Origin of the sequence: Acidithiobacillus ferrivorans (assembly GCF_016250455.1) — a bacterium.
Lineage (GTDB): Bacteria > Pseudomonadota > Gammaproteobacteria > Acidithiobacillales > Acidithiobacillaceae > Acidithiobacillus > Acidithiobacillus ferrivorans.
In genome coordinates this window covers 1,900,819-1,920,506 of record NZ_CP059488.1, presented here as the reverse complement: position 1 = coordinate 1,920,506, position 19,688 = coordinate 1,900,819, and the positions used below count along the sequence as shown (strand labels likewise).

Genomic DNA, 19,688 nt, shown 5'->3' with positions numbered 1-19,688 from the left:
TAAGGAGTGAACATGAAAATCAGTTATCTGGACTTTGAACAGTCGGTAGCGGAGCTGGATGCCAAGGTGGAAGAACTGCGCGCCCTGAATCAGCCGGGTATTGCCGATGACATCAGCCGTCTGGAGGTCAAGGCGCGCAAAGAATTGCAGCGTATTTACAGCAAGCTTGGTGCCTGGCAGACGGTACAGGTGGCCCGGCATCCACAGCGGCCTTACACCCTGGATTATGTGCAGGCACTGTTCACGGAAGTGCAGATATTGGCAGGGGACCGTGCCTTTGCCGATGACCAGGCGATTATTGGCGGCCTGGCCCGCTTCAGTGGGCAGCCTATCGTCTGGATAGGGCATCAGAAGGGGCGCGACACCAAGGAAAAGATTCAGCGCAACTTTGGGATGCCGCGACCGGAAGGTTATCGTAAGGCTTTGCGTCTGCTCCGTCTTGCCGAGCGTTTTTTCTTGCCGGTATTTACTTTCATTGATACGCCGGGTGCCTATCCGGGTATTGGTGCCGAGGAGCGCGGCCAGAGTGAGGCTATCGCCCGCAATCTCGCGGTGATGTCCGACTTGGCAGTGCCTATTATCTGCACCGTGATTGGCGAAGGCGGCTCCGGTGGGGCGCTGGCGATCGGCGTGGGTGATCGGATGCTGATGCTGGAGTACGGGGTGTACTCCGTCATTTCGCCGGAGGGCTGTGCCTCAATCCTCTGGAAGAACGCCGCCATGGCAGCCGAAGCAGCAGAAACACTGGGTATCACTGCACGTCGTCTGCACGGAATGGGTCTGGTCGATGAGGTGCTGGCAGAGCCCCTTGGTGGCGCGCATCGTGATCCGGAAGCGGTCTTTGCACTGACCCGCGAGCGCTTCGCCCATCACCTGCAGGAGCTGCAGGCGATGGATACCAGCAAGTTGCTGACTACCCGTTACGAACGCCTGATGCACTATGGAGTCGTCGGCGCCGCCTGAGCTGGAGCGGCGTCTCCAGACGCGTCTACAGGGGAGTTTGCGCCCCCCGGAAGGGCGTATATTGTATATGGCTTACAGTGGCGGTGGTGATTCTACGGCCCTGCTCGCGGCACTGGTTTCTTTAGGGTACACCGTTCACGCCTTGCATGTGGATCACGGCTGGCATCCGGACAGCGCTCAGTGGGCACAGTCCTGCCAGCAGCAGGCGGCGGCGCTGGGGGTAGCCTTCACCCTGCTGCACCTACCCCCAGACACCCCGGGCGAAGGGCCGGAGGATCAGGCCCGGCGTGCCCGCTATGCCCTCATGGCGGCGCAGTTGGGTCAGGGTGACTGGCTACTCACCGCACAGCATCTGGAGGATCAGGCCGAGACCCTGCTTTTGCAGCTGTTGCGCGGTGCTGGCGTAGCCGGGCTGGCGGCCATGCCCTGGCAGCGCCCACTGGGTGCCGGGCTGCTGATCCGTCCACTACTGGATGTACCCCAACAGGTGCTGCGGGATTATCTGGAACAGTGGCACTTACCTTTTCTGAATGACCCGGCTAATGCCGATATGCGTTATGACCGGGTACGAGTGCGCAATATCCTGCTCCCGCAACTGCGCGATATGGGCTGGCCGCATGCGGCGCCAAATATCGCTCGTGCTGCGGATAATCTCGCCGATATGCGAGAAATTGCGGCGGACTGGTTTACTTTGCGTTGGCAGCAGTATCGGGCAGATTACCCGGAACTCTCTGCAGAGCAGCTTGCCCTGGAGTATTTGCAGTCCCTCTCTGCTGCCGCACAGCGGGTTTTTCTACGCGGATGGCTGCAGCAGCGGCAGATTCCCGTGCCGAGCCGGGAGCGTCTGGAGGCTCTGCGGGACGCGGTAATGCAGAGACGCGGGGGCGCGAGGATTCAGTGGGAAGGGGGACAAGCCTGGCTGCAGGGCGGACTGCTGCGCGCTTGGCCGCAACCGCGCATGATGGCGGAAAAGGAATGGGAAGAAGGCCCCTGGTGTGCTGCTCAGGGAGACCCTCTGCCGATCCCTGGCTGGCAGTATGCTCTCCGGGATACGCCCCCGGAGGGCTTTCATCATGCGCTGGCTGAGCGTTTTGCGGAGACCGTCGTGTACTGGCGCCGCCGCCGCGAGGGGGAGCTCACCCTGACTGGACAGGGCCAACATCGTCCGCTGAAGAAATTGCTGCTGGAGGCGGGTGTCCCACCAGATCGGCGTGCGGGTGTGCCCTTACTCTGGGACGAAGCGGGGCATTTGCTGCTTATTCTGGGTTATTACACGGCACCCTGGGCGTGTGCCTCTTATAAGAGCAGGGTCCTCTGCCTCTGGAATGCCGGTGTTCAGTCTTCTGCCAGCAGCGGCGTTGGCTCCACATAGTGCAATGCCTGTCCGTGCGCATTGGGGAGAATCTCACCTTTGTCGAAGACCACCCGGCCGCCGACAATGGTGGTAATAGGCCAACCCGTCAGGACCCAGCCATTGAAGGGGCTCCAGCCTACCTTGGTGAACATTTCTTCATTGCGAACGGGCTTTTCTTGGACCATGTCGACCAAGGTCAGATCCGCATCCCAACCAATGGCAATGCGCCCTTTGTTCACCACGCCATAGAGGCGCGCCGGGTTGGAGCACATCCAGCGCTGCAACTCGGCCAGACTGCAATGGCCGTCGCGCATGGCAGTAAGCATCAGGGGCAGGCTGGTTTCCACACCGGGCATGCCGGAGGGTGCGCGCGGGCACCCTAAGGCCTTGTCTGTCAGCAGGTGCGGGGCGTGATCTGTAGCAATACAATCGATGACACCGCTGCGCAAACCCTCCCAGAGGGTCTGCCGATCGTGCTCACTGCGGATGGGAGGGTTCATCTGCGCCAGAGAACCCATTTTAGCGTAGGCATCGGTGGTCAGGAAAAGATGGTTGGGAATTGCCTCACAACTGATATAACTTGTTTTTTGCTGCCGTAAAAACTCGACCTCGATGGCCGTGGAGAGATGCAGAACATGCAGACGGCGCTGATATTTTTTCGAGAGTCGAACGGCTCGCTGGGTGGCAATCAGTGCCGATTGTTCATCGCGGATACGGGAATGATCGGCGGGATCACAGCTGCCGACAAACTGGGCGCGTCGTTCACGAATGCGGGCCTCGTCTTCGGCGTGGACCGCTATCAGTTTGCGGCCATGCGCGAAAATGCGATCCAGGTCTTCTTCCTTGTCCACCAGTAAATTGCCGGTACTGGCACCCATGAAAATCTTGATGCCGCAGGCGGCATCGGCGGCCAGCAGATTGTCGAGATTGTCGGGGGTGGCCCCGATAAAAAATCCGTAGTTGACCACGGATTTTTCGGCACCGCGCGCCAGCTTGTCCGCCAGAGCAGCGGGGCTGGTGGTGGACGGATTGGTGTTGGGCATTTCCAGAAAACTGGTGACGCCACCTTTGGCCGCGGCCCGCGAGCCGCTGGAAATGTCTTCCTTCTGCTCATTGCCGGGTTCGCGGAAATGCACCTGCGGGTCCATAACGCCGGGCATCAGCATATGACCTTCGGCGTCAATCACCGTATCGGCGGCGCGGTCTATATCCCGATCGATGGCGACAATGCGACCATCTTCGGCAAAAAGATCCCCATGATACAGTTCACCGGAGGGTAGGGCGATGCGCGCGTTACGGATCAGCAGGCGCATGGTATCAATCCTGCGCCATCTGCTTCTCGCGTTTTTCTTCCAGCGTTTTGCAATCGATACACAGGGTGGCGGTAGGGCGGGCTTCGAGACGGCGCAGGCCGATCTCCACGCCACAACTTTCGCAGTAGCCATACTCGCCGGTCTTGATGCGGTCGAGAGCCTGGGTAATCTTACGGATCAGTTTGCGTTCCCGGTCACGGGCGCGCAGTTCCAGGCCCATGTCCGTCTCCAGACTGGCCCGGTCATTGGGGTCGGAATAGTTGACGTTTTCCATCTGCATGTGTTGTACGGTACGGTCGACTTCCGCCATCAGTTCGCCGCGCCAATCTTCCAGAATTTGCTGGAAATGGGCAATCTGCGCGGGGCTCATGTACTCTTCGCTGGGCGCGGGCGCGTAGGGGGTGAAGGCGGTGAACTGCTGGGCTGCGCCGGGCGTTTTTTTTGCGGGCTGGGGCGTGTTTTTGTCCATGGGGGCTTCCTGTCCTGGTGATAATAATGGGCTTACGTTTAACAGAGAATGGCTGTTTTGGCAATCTAATGCGTGCTGGTTACAATGCCCCAACCAGACCGTTGGGGTGCTGGCGGTTCTGCTGGGCGGTTATGACACTTTTTACCATAAATTCAGGAGATATTGATTCATGTCTTTGCGCGCGCTGATCTTTGATGTGGACGGTACCCTTGCCGATACCGAACGGGATGCCCACCGGGTTGCTTTCAATCAGGCTTTTGCCGAAGCTGGCCTTCCTTTTAGTTGGGATGTAGCGACCTATGGCTACTATCTGAAGGTTACCGGCGGCAAAGAACGCCTCAGGGCTTTCCTGAATGAACATCCAGAGTTGCCGCAACTGAGCGATGCTGATATTGCTTCTATTCACCGTCAAAAGACCGGGTATTATGTGGAGATGATGAATGCCGGACTATTGCCGCTACGCCCCGGTGTGGAGCGTTTGCTGAATGCGGCACGGGATCACGATCTGCTGCTGGCCATTGCCACGACCACCACGCCAGCCAATGTCGAGTCCTTGCTGAAGAGCACCCTGGGTGCGGAGGCGCCGCAGCGCTTTCATGCGATCGGCGCCGGGGATATTGTCTCCCACAAAAAGCCGGCAGCGGACATTTATACCTATGTGCTGGGTCAATTAGGTTTACCTGCGGCAGACTGCCTCGCTATTGAAGACTCGGCGAATGGGCTGCAGTCCGCCCGTGGGGCGGGGCTCGCGACCATCATTACCCAGACGGAATATACCGAAGGACAAGACTTTAGCGCAGCGCTGCGGGTTCTCGATCATTTGGGAGAAACGGCATCCCCTGCGCACATATTGCAGGGCCCGGCCGCTGGGGAACAGGTGGTCGTGGATATTTCCACCCTGCAGGGGTGGTGGGCGGATCTCCGTGAAGTTTGAGTGTTTGGGAACGTTGCCAGCGGGCGTTATAACGACGACATGCCGACGACAATTTCGTGGCCATCTATGTCCACGGGACCAGTTCTCTATGCTTGCCAACTGCATTCTGGTCTGCCCGTAATTAATGCCACGCTGTTTTCAGTTCGCCATTACGGTCAAATTGTATGGTGTGGTATACCCATCCCAAGGCGAAGAGGGCGAGGTTTTGATCATAGTAATGGGCTGTTTTGCCGTAGAGGCCATCTGCACGATCATAGTCGGCATTGAGTCTGAGCCACTGGTTGTGCACCGCCGGATTCATGTTTTTCTGCATCAGGTAGGGAATCAAGGCGGCGGAAAAGCCCGTTGGGCCTGTTCCCGAGGTCGCGCCAGTCTGCCAGTTTTCACTGACCGGTGGCAGCAGATGCGATTGCAGGTAATGCGCCATACCCGAAACGCTGTCCAGAATCCGTTGGGCACCCGGGGTATCGGGATTGCTCATGCCGGCCCAGAGATACACGCGAATGGCGTTATAGCTGCCATCGGCTCCCTGGGGGGCCATGTGGTACCCCTCTTGCGGGGAATAGGCTACCCAGTCTGGCGCGAAGCCATGGGGGCTGACCGCCTTGATGAAGCCGGGCAGATGCGCCGCCATAGCGCGCCAGGGGCCATGTGGCAAGGCGTGCGCCAATCCTTCAACAACCGGCAGAGGCAGATAACTGGGGTTGAAGACGTAGGTATGCGGGGCGATGTGAAATCCCGCATTTCCGGGTATAAGCATCGTTCCGATACCCGGTAGGGTGACAACCTCTTTCTGGGCGATGTGTTTGGCCAGCAGCGTACCCATTGCCGTGTAGCTATTGCGGTCCCACAGGCGCCCTGCCTGAATCAAGGTGTAGGCGATCCACAAGTCCGCGTCCGCTGCCGAGTTGGTATCGAGTACGCCCCAGGTTTTATTGGGACGCTCGCCCCAGCGCCAAGCGGGCAAGTGCGCGGCAAGGCTGCCTTGCGCCAGGTTATCCTGGGTCCAGGTCAGAATGTTCTGGAACAGTTTGGGATTGTTCGCCACCAGTGCAAAAAACAAGGCGTAGGACTGCCCCTCTGACGTGGTGATGCCGCCATCGTTCCAGTCGATGACCCGCCCTTGCGGGTCGATGAATCGGGCCTGATAGCTGGACCAAAATTGGTACCAGGGTGCGGGATTGGGCGCTGAATCGCCGGCGCTTGGCAGCATCGCGCAGCCTTCCACCGCGAACAGCATGGCCAGCGACCCTAATCCCAGCCACCGGGCCCGCGACCGTAACCAACAGCGCAGATTCCGGCGGCGCGTTGCGGAAGAGGACGCACGCCCGGCAGGATCCGATTGCAGGTTCCATTCACGCATGGCGGTGCTCCCTATAGGTGTCGCGACCCTTATTCATAGCGCCCCATCCCCGCCACATACTGCGCGGGTATAAAGGTGCGGGCATGGTTTTCACCAAAGACATAGCGGATATCGAGCCCTGCCTGGGCCTGCTGAAAAGCGGGGTTAGCCTGATAGGAAGCGCCGGCATCGAGATACCAGTGGGTACTGATCCGCTGTGTCAGCACCACATTGACCGATCCCGCGATATTACTGCCACTGGAGGCCGTGTAGGGAGACAGGGACAGGCCCTGTGCGCTCAGTTGCGGGGTTATCTGATGGCGCAGCGGGCTAAAGCCCAGGTACGGCCCGCCGCCCTGATGCAGCCATTGATAACCGATGGCGGCACTCATGTTGATGCCCCCGCCCTGCCACCAATGGCTGGCACTCGCACTGAGGGAGGGTTGTGCCATCATTTGCGGGCTGAAGTAACCACCATAACCGGGAGACGTAAAACTGGCATTCCGGGCGTAGGTTTCCGCATAGAGGGATGGCCCCACGGTGACCCACCAACCGGGACCGGTATAGACGGGGTGCATCACGGCCAGATAGGTGCTGGCGCCATAATTGGTCTGAATGTTCTGGCCGGTAATGGCATTGAGATGCAGGGTGCCGATATAAGACCAGCCGTGTTTGCCGCCACTCAGATAACCGCTGGCACCGACCTGGTTACGCATGGCCGCGCCCCAGGTGTAGGGAATATTCAGGGATTGGCCGTGGTTGGCGGTGGCATGAATGTGCTCTTGCACGCCGTTGTAGGACAAGAGGGTTTGCCGCACGCTGTTACGCAAGAGATGGACACTCCAGTTGCTGCCGCTGTGCGATGGGATGACGGTGTAGCGCAACAAGCCTTGCACCGTCCCGCCCCCGATACCCGAAGGCGAGGTCCAACCCAGTGCGGCGCGCCAGTGATGGTGCGGTTCACGATTGTCGACGCCGAGTAAAAACTGGGGGGTCTGCCAGACGTGTCCGGTAGCACTCCCCGTGGCGCTAGAGGCGACATTAAAGGCCGGAAGCTGCCCGCTGGTCGGCTGGCCACCATACAGGTCAGGCGATGACAACTGGGCAAAAGCCGCCATATGCCAATTGATCCCCCACTGCGCCTGCAGGGAAGGCAGGTATTCGTGCATTTGGGTCATCCCGCTGTTATTGCCACCGCGCTCCTCCCAGGAGCCGCCAAGGCCAGGTAGCTTGCGCGGGCAAGGGGGCACAACCTGATCGGGCGGCATGAAGCGCCAGGGAATCGTGTTGATATCGGCCCGATGGTCGCGCATGGTGGTCATCGGTAAATGCGACGCCAGAGGGCCCTTGGTCGTGGCCGCCAGTTGATAGGTGTGGGCCAGGTTATGGGTTTGCTGATCGGCGATCAATACCCCGACGGCATTGCCCGAAGAAGGATCCTGCCGGTAGAGCGTCGTGAACAAGGCACTGGCGGCTGCATAGTCTTTCGTATGCACCAAAGACCAGGCTTTGATGGTCTCCATGCCCGGAGACAAAGGACCAAACTGTTGCGCGGCCTGCAGGTGTTGCAGGGTGCCCTTATAATCACGGTTTTTGTAATCGCGCAGGGCCGCCATGATGGCATTATGCCGGCGAAAATGCTCCGATGCCGGGGTGCCTGCCGGCAGATGGGCCATCGCCTCGCGCGCGACGGGCACATCATTGTCGGCCATGGCGAGGTTGCCCACCGTCTGCCAGTCGGCGGCTTTGCCCGACCATTGCGCGGCCTTTACCCACCACTGCAAGGCTTCATGCGATTGATGATGGGCACCCAATATAGCGCCCATCAGACGCGCATCAGACGCCCTATGTAACTGGTTAATGGCCTCGGACTCGGGGGCTACCAGGGCGGCTGCTTCGGCGTTTTGATGTGCACTGTGCGCGCGTGCAGCCATCATCAGCACATACTGTAGGTGCTGTGTCTGCAAGGTCTGCCGAGCGTTCGGGAACTGGGCCTGCGCCCGGGTATAGAGCACCTGCATCTCCTGCGGCGGCAAGCGATTGGCGGCCTGATTCAAAATACCCTGCGCCTGTGCCGCATGCTGACTGTGCTGCAGCAGGGAAATATAGACGAGGGTGGCCTGATGCGGATGACCGGTCGCCGCCAGGGCCTCTGCCCAGGCCTGCCGGTTGCCTGCATAAGCGAGGGTGAACACGCTGGGGGTCTGCGCGTGTAGGGCGACAATCTGGGGCCACGCTTTTTGGCGCTCCAGTGTGCCGACGGCGCGACCGGCCAGCCCCTGATGCATCATCGCCAGCATTTTCTGTGGCGGCTGATAACTGGGGTCTTCACTCTGGATTTGCTGTATGGCGGACTGCAAGGCCTGCAGATGACCTTCACCCAGGAGCTGCCAGAGTCGGTTCTCTTCCAGCACATTCCGCATGGAAACGAGAGAGACATGGGTCTTGTCAGCGAGGGCACCCTGTCCGTAACGGGTCTGCAATTGCTGCATATGCATCCGCGCCAGCCCGCCCTGACCCACCCGGATTTCCGCCCAGATCGTTTTTTCCAGGAGCACAAAACCCATGGTCGCTTGCGGTTGCCAGCCGGGATATTGCGTCGTGGTCCGCTGTATCAGCGCCTGCGCCGTACGCAAGTGGTTACGGTTGATGGCCACCCATATTTTTTGTTCAGCCGTGTTGATCGCTGCGAGCGAGTGGTTCTTTGGGTGTAGATGTTGCTGATCACATTGTTGGGCTGGCTTTGCTGAGACTGCAGCACATCGCTGGCACCCCGGGTCTGACCCGCCACCGGTGCAGCATAGGCACTGGCCGCATAGAGGGGGACGCCACCGGCAACCATGAGGGTGACCCAGGAGCGGATACTGGACGTTTTGCGGTTATTTTTTTTCATAGTGCCTCCTCGGCGCGCCATTGCGCTTTTTTACGCAGGGTAAATATCCATACAGCCAAAGTCGCAAACAAGACCGCGGCCAAACCCGCCAGTACCCAAAGCCAGGGCCTGACCGAGAACAGAAAGATCCAGAACCAGCCACTGTGCCGATTGCCGTACATGAAATGCGAACCGACCATGGTGGACTGATAGATCCCCTGACTATTCTGCCGGGCGAAATCCCCCTGTAGTTTGTTCCAGTTGGGCGCGGTTACCAGATTCCAGGCCGCCGCCTGCAGATTCTGGGTGTTGGTTGCGAGAAAAGTGACCGTAACGTGATCCTTATAGGGCGTGTGTGCCTCCACCAGATAGGCGGTGGCTGGCAACTGAGTGGCTCCCATCCATGGCTTTTCCGTGCCATGGCGGTTCGCCAACTGCCACTGGATACCATTCTGCAGCAGGCGCACGGGGCTGGCAGAAAGCCAAGATGCCGGGATAGAGGCTGGCGTCCCGATGGCCAGAACGTTACCCGTAACGGGCCTCGAAAAGGTGGCCTGCGCGCCGGGCAGGGGTGAATGTGCGGACTGGACCAGCCGTCCGAACAAGGTCAGGCCCGCCGACCAGTTCGCCAGGGTTCTTTCGCTATACCATACGGAAAGATGGCGTCCCGCCCCATGGACCACCAGGGGAAAGCCGGTGTGCTGAAAGAGGGCGAGATCAGGCAATACCGTATAACGGTGCGTGGTGGGCAACTGCAGGGTGGAACTTGGGAAGATGGATACCTTCCCACCGGCAATCTGAAAGGTGATGTGATTTTCTCCCCCGACCAGCGCCGAGAACGGGATAGTGGTCTGGTAATTGGCGACCCCCGGGGTGAGTTTCCACTCGGATATCCAGTGGTGATTGGCCATGACGGTGATGATGGGCTGGGTGGCGGGTTGCGTCAGCGGCTCCGTAGCCATGGTTAATTTCATCTTTAAATTGCTCTGCCGCGAGGCAAAGAGGCCACCCGGCATCCAGAAACCAATATCCGCAGTACCGTGGGGCGTGTTTAAGGTGGAGTTGCCGCCGTGAAGATCGTGCAGACTCACTACCTGCCCCGGATACACGGCATTCTGGGGACCAAAATTCATGGCCATCACCTGCGCACTACCGATGACACTCCAGCGATGACCGAGCGGTAGCATGTTACGGTTCACCGCAAAGGCGCGGGCGGCGGCGAGCACCTGGGCATCGTCGGTGCCGGTGAAAATCAGGATAACGCCCGGTGGATTGTCAGGATTGCGTACCAGGAGCACCGTCGGACCCGTAATGGGCGTGTGTGGCTGCATCGCAGCGGGCAAATCGGCAACTGGGGCGAGGAGGGCAGAGATGTCCGGATTGCCGGATACCGTGGGAGAGATCACGCCCGGACCCATCATTTGCGCCTTTACATGAAGGACTGCGGCTGAGCGCAGTGCCAGGCCTGCCACCGCCTCTTGCGCAGCCGTGAGCAGGGTGGGGTTGGGGGTCCCATAAAACTGGATCGGTAAGCGTAAAACGCCTTGTGCCGCAGACTCACTCAATATCATGGGCAAATGCGCAAAGTCTAAATGCTGCCACGGTAAACGTTGAGGCGTGTAGGTAAGTTGTGAGGCACTGTAGTCAATCTGAGTCCATGCCCCCGGCGAGACGGTTTTTGTGTGCGGTGCAGCGGGCCCGGGGATGGCCTGTATTTGCAGTGGGTAGCTGCCCGCAGAAAAAGCCTGATGGCCGAGCAAAACCGTGAAGCTTCCCCGTGGCAGTTTGGGGTTCAGGGAGACTGCACCGATAATTTTATGATCCATGGAGACCACCAGTTGGGACCCCGCCGTAGTATCCGGACTAGTCAGATAGTGTACCTGAAGTGTTGCGTTTTGGGCCGTGTAATGGGGTTGCACCTTCCAGGTCATCTGCGCGGTGTCATGACCGGAACGAAGCACTACCACTTTTTTACCCTGCGTCAGCATTGTTAGTGGGATATTGACAGCCGTGCTGGCGGGCGTTTGTGCCAGTGCGGATTCCACGCCCCATGAGCTCCAGGCAAGGCCTGCCGTTACTATGGCCGCTATGTATTTGTGTTTCATTGTTATTAATCCTTTTGGCTGTATCAGCGGTCAGAACGGCCAGAAAAAACCAATGTCCACCAGTGACGAGTGCGCACTATGAACAGTTTATGGGTATTTTCCATGAGACTGCGTAAACTTTGAACGGCGATAAAACTAACATTGTTTCCGAGGCCGGCAGCTGATTTTCTGGCAATATAAAGATAGGCGGCGAAAAAAGTGATGCGCTTGCGACGCCGTTCAAGACGCGCTTCAAGATGCTGACTGTCGCCGTAAATCAGGTCGACTATCTCCGCCTTCTGCTGCATATCACGGTACTGGAATTGCACGCCTACACGACCGGATTCGATGTTGAGCACCGTTGCGGGAATGCTGACAAGCAGATTCTTATGCAGTGAACTCTTAAACAAAAAGGTGAGCGGTTCTGTGCTCACTAACTGCTCCGTGGAAAACTGTTTATCCATAACTATCAAACGTGCCCCATTGGCTGAAAGATCGATAAACTCAACCATAATCTTTTTTGTACCAGTCATCATGGCAGCAGGTATGGGTTTTACCGGAATGATACGAAATTCTTCCCGCCGCTGTTTGCGCTCTAGCGTTACGCCTACGGCTGCCGCCACAATCATGAAATTTATAATTTCCCATAACATGGTAAATATAAGTTGTGGACGTTGCCCTGGGTGCTCAAACCAGCGCCAGCCACCGGTAATCAATGACACTGAAACAATTAACAGGAGAGTGTATTGTACCCAAACTGTCGGGGTCAAAAAATCCTTATCCATTTGCTCGCCTTTGGGTGTCACACGAAAAGTGGGTTTTCGAGGCCGGAGTAAGGTTGCCGCTAAGGCGGGGGCTGCTAATGGCGTTTGTACCATCTCGTAGACGTCAGAAATAAGTGGCCAGCGAATCTTGCCATATATAAAGTCAGAGAAAATTATACTCGAGAGAAAGTATGGGGCGCCATATATCACATATTGTTCCGTTGTGGCATCGTATACCATGACTCCGAAAAATAGAAACATGGAGGGTGCTAGTATGGTTACTATCCGTGAAAATGGAAAAAACCAATAAGAAAAGCTGGCTAAATATGCGATGCGCTGGGTTAGCTTTAATCCGGGAAGCGTTAGTGGATTTTTAAAGTAAAGTAACTGCAGCGCACCCTGTGCCCAACGCACTCGCTGGGCGATGAAACTCATCACTGTTTCCGGTTGTAAACCGATGCTGAGTGATTCATTCAGGAAAACACTGTGATATCCCTTGGCATGCAGAATCATCGCAGTTTCAGCATCCTCCGTGATGGTGTCACCTTGAATACCCCCTACTTCCAAGAGCATGCTCCGGCGCATGACCGCAGCAGATCCACAAAAGAAAGACGCATTCCAGCCATCGAGGCCGGTTTGAATGACGTTATGAAAAAGCTCTGTTTCAGGTGGTGAATCGTGAAATATGCCCAGATTTTTCTCAATGGGATCAGCATTGATAAAGCTGTGAGGAGTCTGTACCAGAAAGCATTTTTTATCCTGAAGGAAAAATCCTACCGTTTTAGTCAGAAAATCTCTGGTAGGTACATGATCTGCGTCCAGAATAACCATGAGCTCACCACTAAGATTATTAAGGGCGGCATTGATATTGCCTGCTTTCGCATGATCATTATGTACACGGGTGTGATAGGCTATGCCCAATTTAAGGCATAATTCCTGCAATACATGGCGGCGGGCCAGGGACTGTTCAGCAATGAGAGGTTTGTTGCATCTATCATTTGTACCTCCATCATCGAGCAGATGGAGGTGCACTTTGTCCTTAGGATAAGTGATGTTCAATGCGCCAAGCAGTGTGACTTCAAGAAGCTCAGCGGGCTCATTATATGTCGGCACAACAATATCCACAGATGGAAGCAAGGATTCGTCAGCAGGTAATGGCACTGGTGTCCGATGGCGCGGATACACGTTCACAAAATAGCCCAGAAAGGCAAATCCCATTGAGTATACTTCAGCAGCAAAAAGCATCAGACCAGCAATCAGACTGATAAGTCCAAATCCACCAATGGTAAATTCCACACGCCACACCAAATAACGCGCGGTCAGGAAGATGGCGAGAAAGATGCTGACGATGCGCAATGGAGTAACCCAAGGTTCGCGGAACTTCAGCTTACGACCAATAAGCAGTATGCTGATCATGACGGCAAGCATAGAGCCGCCAATGTATGCTTCAGCCATTGTCGAAACGGGGCTGGCTGCCAACAACCACACGATTATTAAAGCAACAGCAATAGTGATTGTTATCATGGAATTTGATAAATTCTTTAAAACGTTATGGGTCGACATGATTTACTCCTTCTTCATCTGTTACGGATAGGGAGAGATTATCACGCCACTCGCGATTTACTTTTGCGTGTCGGGGGCAGAACCTGATCATCAGCAACGTAGGAGCATATTCCATCTGTTGCGAGTTGGTGCAGATACTCCGCAAATGGTTTGCCAACACCTGCATGACGCAAGCCGAACTCGACCGTGGCCTGCAGATATCCGAGTTTGTCACCACAATCAAAGCGGCGACCTTCAAATTCGTAGCCAAGAACCTGACGTTCACGTAACAGGGCGGCAATCCCATCGGTGAGTTGAATCTCGCCGCCACTTCCTGCAGGTAAATCCTCCAGGTATTCGAATATTTTGGCAGGTAAAACATATCTGCCGACTACTCCAAGATCAGAAGGGGCCTCATTAGGGTGGGGTTTTTCTATGATACCTGACACCTGTTGGATTTTATTTTCCCACGGCCAGCACTGAATAATACCGTACTTATTGGTCTCTTCGTGAGGTACCCGTTGAATGGCCAGTATTGCCGCATGATAGCGATCATACTGTGCTATCATTTGCGCAAGGACGGGTTTTTTGGATAATATCAAATCATCCGCAAGCAGTACGGCAAAGGGATGATCACCGACAACATCGCGGGCCATCAGGACCGCATCGCCTAATCCCAATGGGTGTGGTTGTCGAAGAAAAACGGTGCTGACTCCGCGCGGTACAATATTTCTTACTTCGTCGAGAAGTTCCTGTTTCCCGCGACGTTCTAGCTCATGCTCCAGTTCAAAGGCAACATCGAAGTGGTCTGCAATCGCACGTTTGCCGCGGCCACTGATGAAAACCAACCTGTCACATCCAGCCTCTAACGCTTCCTCTACAGCATATTGAATGAGTGGTTTATCTACAATTGGCATCATTTCTTTGGCAGTTGCTTTTGTTGCAGGAAGGAATCTTGTCCCCATTCCTGCAACAGGGAAAACGGCCGTACGAACTGATTCAGGGGTGTTTTTAGACAAATGGCGTGATGCGATTTTCATGGTGTATTCCTAAGTAAAAAGTTTTTAAAAAGCTGCATCATCTTAAAAAGTACCAATACATGGAATCTGATAATTTTTTAATGGTCTAAATTTGGTGTTATATTTTTTAGAATTTCAACTTTCCTCCAAACTACAATGGCTACGTCAGACGTCGATTATTTTGATAGGTCCGATCTATGGTCCATCATAAGATGCTTATGGTGGACCGTCTGTTCGGTAGGGCACATATACTACAGCCGTTGATTCAGAGAAAATCGGAGGTATGGCAACGAAGAGTGCGTGTGGCCAAATGATGTGACAGTCGTTCAGGCCGCCTGACTCGCCGTCTATTGCGCATTGTGGCGCAGCGGATGCCCATTCTGGGTGCTTTGCAGGGCATTGGCTTTGGCCACAGTGCCTTATTCGCCGTTATCTGGGCCACCTTGGCACTGGCTTGTTTGGCACTACCAAAGAAAGTACAGAATGTAGGATGTTAGCAGTTGATCCGGCTAGGCCGATGATACTAAAGAATTTCTGCATATCTGCCACCAAGTCGATAAAAAAACGATGACCTAAGTACAGAATGACATCCTTTTCTCTCGCACGTGTTATGACGCCGCCAGATTTGGTATCATTGCTTCGTAGGCCTGTGGCCTACGCAATACGCTTCCGATCCGCGCTTGGACAGTAAGGCCCAAAGTTTTCCCCGTCTGTTCGTTGGGTCACATATGGGACGCATAATATTTTCAATATGCCGCAAATATGAATCGCTCGACGGCCTGATGTGTTGCATTTTCAGGTGGAGTGTCGTCAGCCAAGGATGCATAGTGGTGTAATTACTGATTTACTTCATCGGCTTAGCGAAAACTTCGATACAGACAACTCTCATCCCCTGAAGCCATCCAGTTGCAAATTATGTGATGCAAAGCACAGAAGACATACCGCGCCTCGTCTAACATTCAGCATGGTTCCTAAGTGAGGTAATTTATATTATGTCCCATATTCAAGATGCACAGCAGTACCCTCAGCTGCTGCCTGATGTTGCTCAGCGCGCTCATGCTCCTGTTCCGTCTTCCGTTACCATGGAGTTCACTACAGCCTCTGGCAAGCCTTTGACGGTTCGAATTCCTCACAGTGTATTTGATCAGTTATGCCTCCACCTTGGAAATGCCCATAAAGCTGGATGTTGGATTACCGTTCGTTGTTGTGAGGTGGAAACATTATCCACAGAGACGATTGCGCGCTATGTGAATATGATGGCAAAAACAAAATTGCACCGTGTGGGAGGCATGCCACAAATGTTACCCATTGCGATTTTCTCATCGATCTTGAGTAACTAGATCGCGCTGTCAAACGCGCTTAATTTTATCTGCGAATGCCCGATTGCTCATTTTACAGGCGGTTTGAACGTGTGCGTGGGTGGAACGGTCGACTGGTAGGGTAACGAAGCCAAGCGGGTCATGTCTGCCCACCAAGGCGACACAGCTTCTGGACAAGGGATTTATAAAACACCGTGCCCCTTTCTGCAGCACATCTTAAAACTTTACCGGGAGATGCATAAGGGCTGATCCGTACATAAAAAAGTCTATAATCTCTACTTCGCCGGGTAGTTTACGTGGAGTCGCTCATGCCTTACGCGTAAAAGCCTCGTCAGCAGTGATGCTTGCGGCACTGCCGTCAGATAGGGGGTGGTTCTTCCCCCAACTGCAATGGATTGCACTCGGGATGGACAGTAGTCTGCGAATCAGGCAGATCCATGCAATATGCCTAGGTCTGCCCCGCATGCGACATTTTTCAGGCCATTGTCACGATTTTTGAGAATCAATGACGAACGCCATGTTACGTTTTTATAGGTTGCATTCATAACACGATAGCGGAGGCTTGTGGTTTCAATATATAAAAATATTACGGAGGGCCTGGAGCCTTGTTGGAACCGCAAAAAATAAAAATATTTCTGGAGATATGTCCAGATGAAAAAACCGCAGAAATAGCCTTTTCTCTGGTGGAGAAGGTGGCCGCAGTTGTTGTTAAGATTATCGGTAAAGATGGCTTCAATGCCCTCTATGCGAGAAGTTTATCCCTCACCGTGCCAACGTTCCCTTGGTTGGCAGTCAGTGTGATGACACTTCAGGATGACGATATGCTCGTACTATTAAAAAACTCGTTTGTAGCACAGCCACCCGCAGCGATCAGGGTGGCAAGCAGCTTATTGCTGATTACTTTTTCAGATATCCTGTGCCAGTTGGTGGGTGATCAGTTAACGGCGCGCATTTTACATGATGCTTTTGGTGGAGAAATTGTGGAAGCCGTGCTGGGAGAGCGCCGTGAATCATAAAATCCGCATACGGAAGCTTCCGAGTGGGGTGCCTGGACTGGATGACCTGCTGGGCGGTGGCCTGCCGACGGGCTACGCCTTACTCGTGGTGGGACCCTCTGGATCTGGAAAAACCATATTGTCCACGGAGATCCTGGCCGAAGGCGTGCGCCGGGGGAAACCCGGCGTCATCGCCGCGTTTGAAAAGCATCCCAGCCAACTCCTCAACAAGGCCCTATATACGCTGGTTACGGCGGATGAGGTGAAGATGATCTACGTGCACTCCTTAAGCTTGTCGATAGATGAAACTTTGCATGAGCTGATCAAAGCGATTGAACGCCTGCAGGCCAAGCGGGTGGTTATTGATTCCTTGTCTGGTTTTGAACTCGTGCTGGCACCGGAATTTCGTGAAGACTTTCGTAGCGCGCTCTATAGAATGGTCGCAGTGCTTACGGGCATGGGTGTCACGGTGTTGATGACCTCCGAACTGGAAGATCGCTATACCGATTTGCGTTTTAGTTCGTTTGGCAGCGCTTTTCTCGCTGATGCTATTATTGTGCAGCGCTACGTCGAAATGGAAGGAAGCTTTAAACGGGTGCTTTCCGTTGCCAAGGTGCGGGGCAGTGGGCACAGCAAGGAAATCAGATTGTTTGAAATCACCGATGACGGTATCGTCATCGGTCAGCCGTTGAAGCACTATTCTGGAATTTTGTCTGGACATCCGGGATTTGACAGCCAAGCCGGGTATTCCGATGTGAGCGAGCAAAGATGACCCGTCATAACCCGGGTGATATTGCGGATGGGATTGCTCCCGCGCAAGCTAATGCATCGGGTCTGGACGGTACATCGACTCATGAAGAAACGGTTATTCAAGGCCGCGAAAACGTGGTCACGGCGCGGGAAGCGACAGTTTACCACCGTGAAGACGTTGCTCAGCGGCGCGAGGAGGTGGTAAGCAAACGCGAGGAGGTGATCCTTGCTCGCGAGCGCTCGGTTACCACGCGCGAACAGGATAGCCGCACCAAAGAATCTCTCAAAACGGCAACGGACGAGCACTTGACGCTCCTGCAGAAAGCCAACGCGCACTTGGTCATCGCCACCCTGGAAGCCCACGAACTGACCGAACAAGTCCAAACCGCACGCGAACAGATGAAATACGCTGCCTATCACGATGGGCTCACCGGGCTGCCCAACCGGATGCTGCTGCAAGATCGGCTTGATCAGGCGATTGAGTCAGCGCGGCGCCAAGCGCGACCGCTCGCCGTAATGTTTTTGGATCTGGATCGATTTAAATACATCAACGACTCCCTCGGGCATGGTGTAGGCGATCAGCTGCTGCAGTCGGTGGCACAACGGTTGCAAAATTCTCTACGGCACTCCGATACCATTAGCCGCCAGGGCGGTGATGAATTCGTGGTGCTGCTTCCCAATGTTGAGCATGCAAAGGACGCCGCGATTTCCGCGGAAAAGATATTGGCAGCGCAGATACTGCCGCATCATATCGGGTCACACAAACTCCACATTAGCGTGAGTATTGGTATCGGCGTTTATCCCGACGACGGTCAGGATGCAGAAACGCTGATCAAATCCGCAGACATCGCCATGTACCATGCCAAGGAAAGGGGCCGTAATAAGTATGAATTCTACAAGCATGAGATGAACAAGCGGGTCGTCGAGCGACAATCCATTGAAGCCGAGCTGCGTCTGGCATTGGAACGGCAGGAATTTGTCCTCTACTACCAGCCCATCATTCACCTTCTCACCGGCAAGATCGTCGGTGTCGAGGCCCTTATTCGCTGGCAACATCCCAAACGTGGGCTCCTGCCACCAGAGCAATTCGTGTCGGTCGCCGAAGACTGTGGCTTGATTCTGCCGATGGGCCGCTGGGTACTGCACGAGGCCTGCAGACAAGCCCAAGCGTGGAACCAAGTGGGCTTGTCACCGGTTACCATCGCCATCAATACCTCCGCACACGAGTTTCGTGCCAAGGATTTCATTGAAAACATCTGTGAAACGCTCGCGGAAACAGGCTTGCCACCGCACTTGCTGGAACTCGAAATGACCGAAACCGTCCTTATGCGTGACACGGAGGATACAAATTCTGTGTTACGTGCACTGGTGGAAATGGGGGTCAAGCTTGCCATCGATGACTTTGGCACTGGCTTTTCCAGCCTCAGTTATCTGAAACAGTATCCCACCGATGCGCTGAAGATTGATCAGTCGTTTGTGAGCCAGATGATCAACAATAAGGACAGTGCTGCCATCGTCAGTGCCGTGATCAGTCTGGGTATAAACCTCAGGAAGCGCACCATTGCGGAGGGTGTCGAGACAGCAGAGCAGCATGCTTTACTGCTGGCACTCCATTGCGATGAAGGGCAAGGCTACTATTTCTCGCACCCGGTGGCGGCCGGTGAGTTTGCCACGTTATTGGCTTCAGGAATCACATCCATGAGTCAGGCGCCTGCAGATATGAATTATTAATGATGATCCACCAAGCAATATGTGCGTCTCTGCACAGACTGCGGGGCCTCAGGTTGGTAGCCCACAAAATGAGGTTACCATTTACTTGTTTTTTGTTCATTATTGTCTCCATTTGTTACTGTTCACAGAGGCGTCGTACCATCGAATGTTTGTATTTCTGAAGGTGACGCGAACAGAGAGCGGCCAATGCTGTGTGGATGATAGTTTTGGATTGAATGTGATACAGATACGTAAGGT

15 protein-coding genes are annotated in these 19,688 nt (G+C 54.9%); 7 read left to right on the top strand and 8 right to left on the bottom strand.

Annotated elements, in window-relative coordinates:
* The first annotated feature begins 12 nt into the window (after window positions 1-12).
* Both H2515_RS09555 and tilS read left to right on the top strand, forming a co-directional pair.
* Complete coding sequence (locus tag H2515_RS09555) at window positions 13-963, top strand: acetyl-CoA carboxylase carboxyltransferase subunit alpha (protein ID WP_065414382.1); 951 nt, start codon at window positions 13-15, stop codon at window positions 961-963.
* A complete protein-coding gene (tilS, locus tag H2515_RS09550; protein WP_065414381.1) occupies window positions 941-2,335 on the top strand; it encodes a tRNA lysidine(34) synthetase TilS in 1,395 nt (464 codons plus the stop codon). The genes H2515_RS09555 and tilS overlap by 23 nt, the downstream gene beginning before the upstream one ends.
* Here the strand turns inward: tilS and H2515_RS09545 are convergent.
* Window positions 2,299-3,630 carry a dihydroorotase gene (locus H2515_RS09545; protein ID WP_198659958.1) on the bottom strand — a complete coding sequence of 444 codons (1,332 nt, stop codon included), beginning with the start codon at window positions 3,628-3,630 and terminating at the stop codon, window positions 2,299-2,301. The two genes, tilS and H2515_RS09545, sit on opposite strands and share 37 nt — an antisense overlap.
* Before the next feature lie 4 nt (window positions 3,631-3,634).
* Window positions 3,635-4,099 (bottom strand): RNA polymerase-binding protein DksA, encoded by a 465-nt coding sequence (gene dksA / locus H2515_RS09540; protein WP_014028729.1) that lies wholly within the window; start codon window positions 4,097-4,099, stop codon window positions 3,635-3,637.
* A 169-nt stretch (window positions 4,100-4,268) separates the two neighbouring features.
* Between dksA and H2515_RS09535 the strand changes: the two genes are divergently transcribed.
* Window positions 4,269-5,033 (top strand): HAD-IA family hydrolase, encoded by a 765-nt coding sequence (locus H2515_RS09535; protein WP_198659957.1) that lies wholly within the window; start codon window positions 4,269-4,271, stop codon window positions 5,031-5,033.
* A 121-nt stretch (window positions 5,034-5,154) separates the two neighbouring features.
* Here H2515_RS09535 and bcsZ read toward each other — a convergent pair whose 3' ends face one another.
* From bcsZ to galU, 6 genes are read right to left on the bottom strand one after another with little or no spacing between them, the layout of a single operon-like run.
* Window positions 5,155-6,396 (bottom strand): cellulose synthase complex periplasmic endoglucanase BcsZ, encoded by a 1,242-nt coding sequence (gene bcsZ, locus H2515_RS09530; RefSeq protein WP_198659956.1) that lies wholly within the window; start codon window positions 6,394-6,396, stop codon window positions 5,155-5,157.
* 29 nt (window positions 6,397-6,425) lie between these two features.
* Window positions 6,426-9,032 (bottom strand): cellulose synthase subunit BcsC-related outer membrane protein, encoded by a 2,607-nt coding sequence (locus H2515_RS09525; RefSeq protein ID WP_198659955.1) that lies wholly within the window; start codon window positions 9,030-9,032, stop codon window positions 6,426-6,428.
* Window positions 8,990-9,268, bottom strand: a complete 279-nt coding sequence (locus tag H2515_RS09520) for a hypothetical protein (RefSeq protein ID WP_198659954.1) — start codon at window positions 9,266-9,268, stop codon at window positions 8,990-8,992. Before H2515_RS09520 ends, H2515_RS09525 begins: the two co-directional genes overlap by 43 nt.
* Window positions 9,265-11,352 (bottom strand): cellulose biosynthesis cyclic di-GMP-binding regulatory protein BcsB, encoded by a 2,088-nt coding sequence (locus H2515_RS09515; RefSeq protein ID WP_198659953.1) that lies wholly within the window; start codon window positions 11,350-11,352, stop codon window positions 9,265-9,267. Before H2515_RS09515 ends, H2515_RS09520 begins: the two co-directional genes overlap by 4 nt.
* Before the next feature lie 23 nt (window positions 11,353-11,375).
* A complete protein-coding gene (gene bcsA, locus H2515_RS09510) occupies window positions 11,376-13,658 on the bottom strand; it encodes a UDP-forming cellulose synthase catalytic subunit (RefSeq protein ID WP_198659952.1) in 2,283 nt (760 codons plus the stop codon).
* Between the two features lie 41 nt (window positions 13,659-13,699).
* Complete coding sequence (galU, locus tag H2515_RS09505) at window positions 13,700-14,677, bottom strand: UTP--glucose-1-phosphate uridylyltransferase GalU (RefSeq protein ID WP_081919211.1); 978 nt, start codon at window positions 14,675-14,677, stop codon at window positions 13,700-13,702.
* A 971-nt stretch (window positions 14,678-15,648) separates the two neighbouring features.
* Here galU and H2515_RS09500 point away from each other — a divergent pair.
* The 4 genes from H2515_RS09500 (at window position 15,649) to H2515_RS09485 (ending at window position 19,451) form a co-directional block, all read left to right on the top strand.
* A complete protein-coding gene (locus H2515_RS09500; protein WP_081919219.1) occupies window positions 15,649-15,996 on the top strand; it encodes a hypothetical protein in 348 nt (115 codons plus the stop codon).
* 587 nt (window positions 15,997-16,583) lie between these two features.
* Window positions 16,584-16,991, top strand: coding sequence for a hypothetical protein (locus H2515_RS09495; RefSeq protein ID WP_198659951.1), 408 nt, complete (start codon window positions 16,584-16,586; stop codon window positions 16,989-16,991).
* Window positions 16,981-17,742, top strand: a complete 762-nt coding sequence (locus tag H2515_RS09490; RefSeq protein WP_232821322.1) for an RAD55 family ATPase — start codon at window positions 16,981-16,983, stop codon at window positions 17,740-17,742. The genes H2515_RS09495 and H2515_RS09490 overlap by 11 nt, the downstream gene beginning before the upstream one ends.
* Window positions 17,739-19,451, top strand: a complete 1,713-nt coding sequence (locus tag H2515_RS09485) for a putative bifunctional diguanylate cyclase/phosphodiesterase (RefSeq protein WP_198659950.1) — start codon at window positions 17,739-17,741, stop codon at window positions 19,449-19,451. Before H2515_RS09490 ends, H2515_RS09485 begins: the two co-directional genes overlap by 4 nt.
* The last annotated feature ends 237 nt before the right edge of the window (window positions 19,452-19,688 follow it).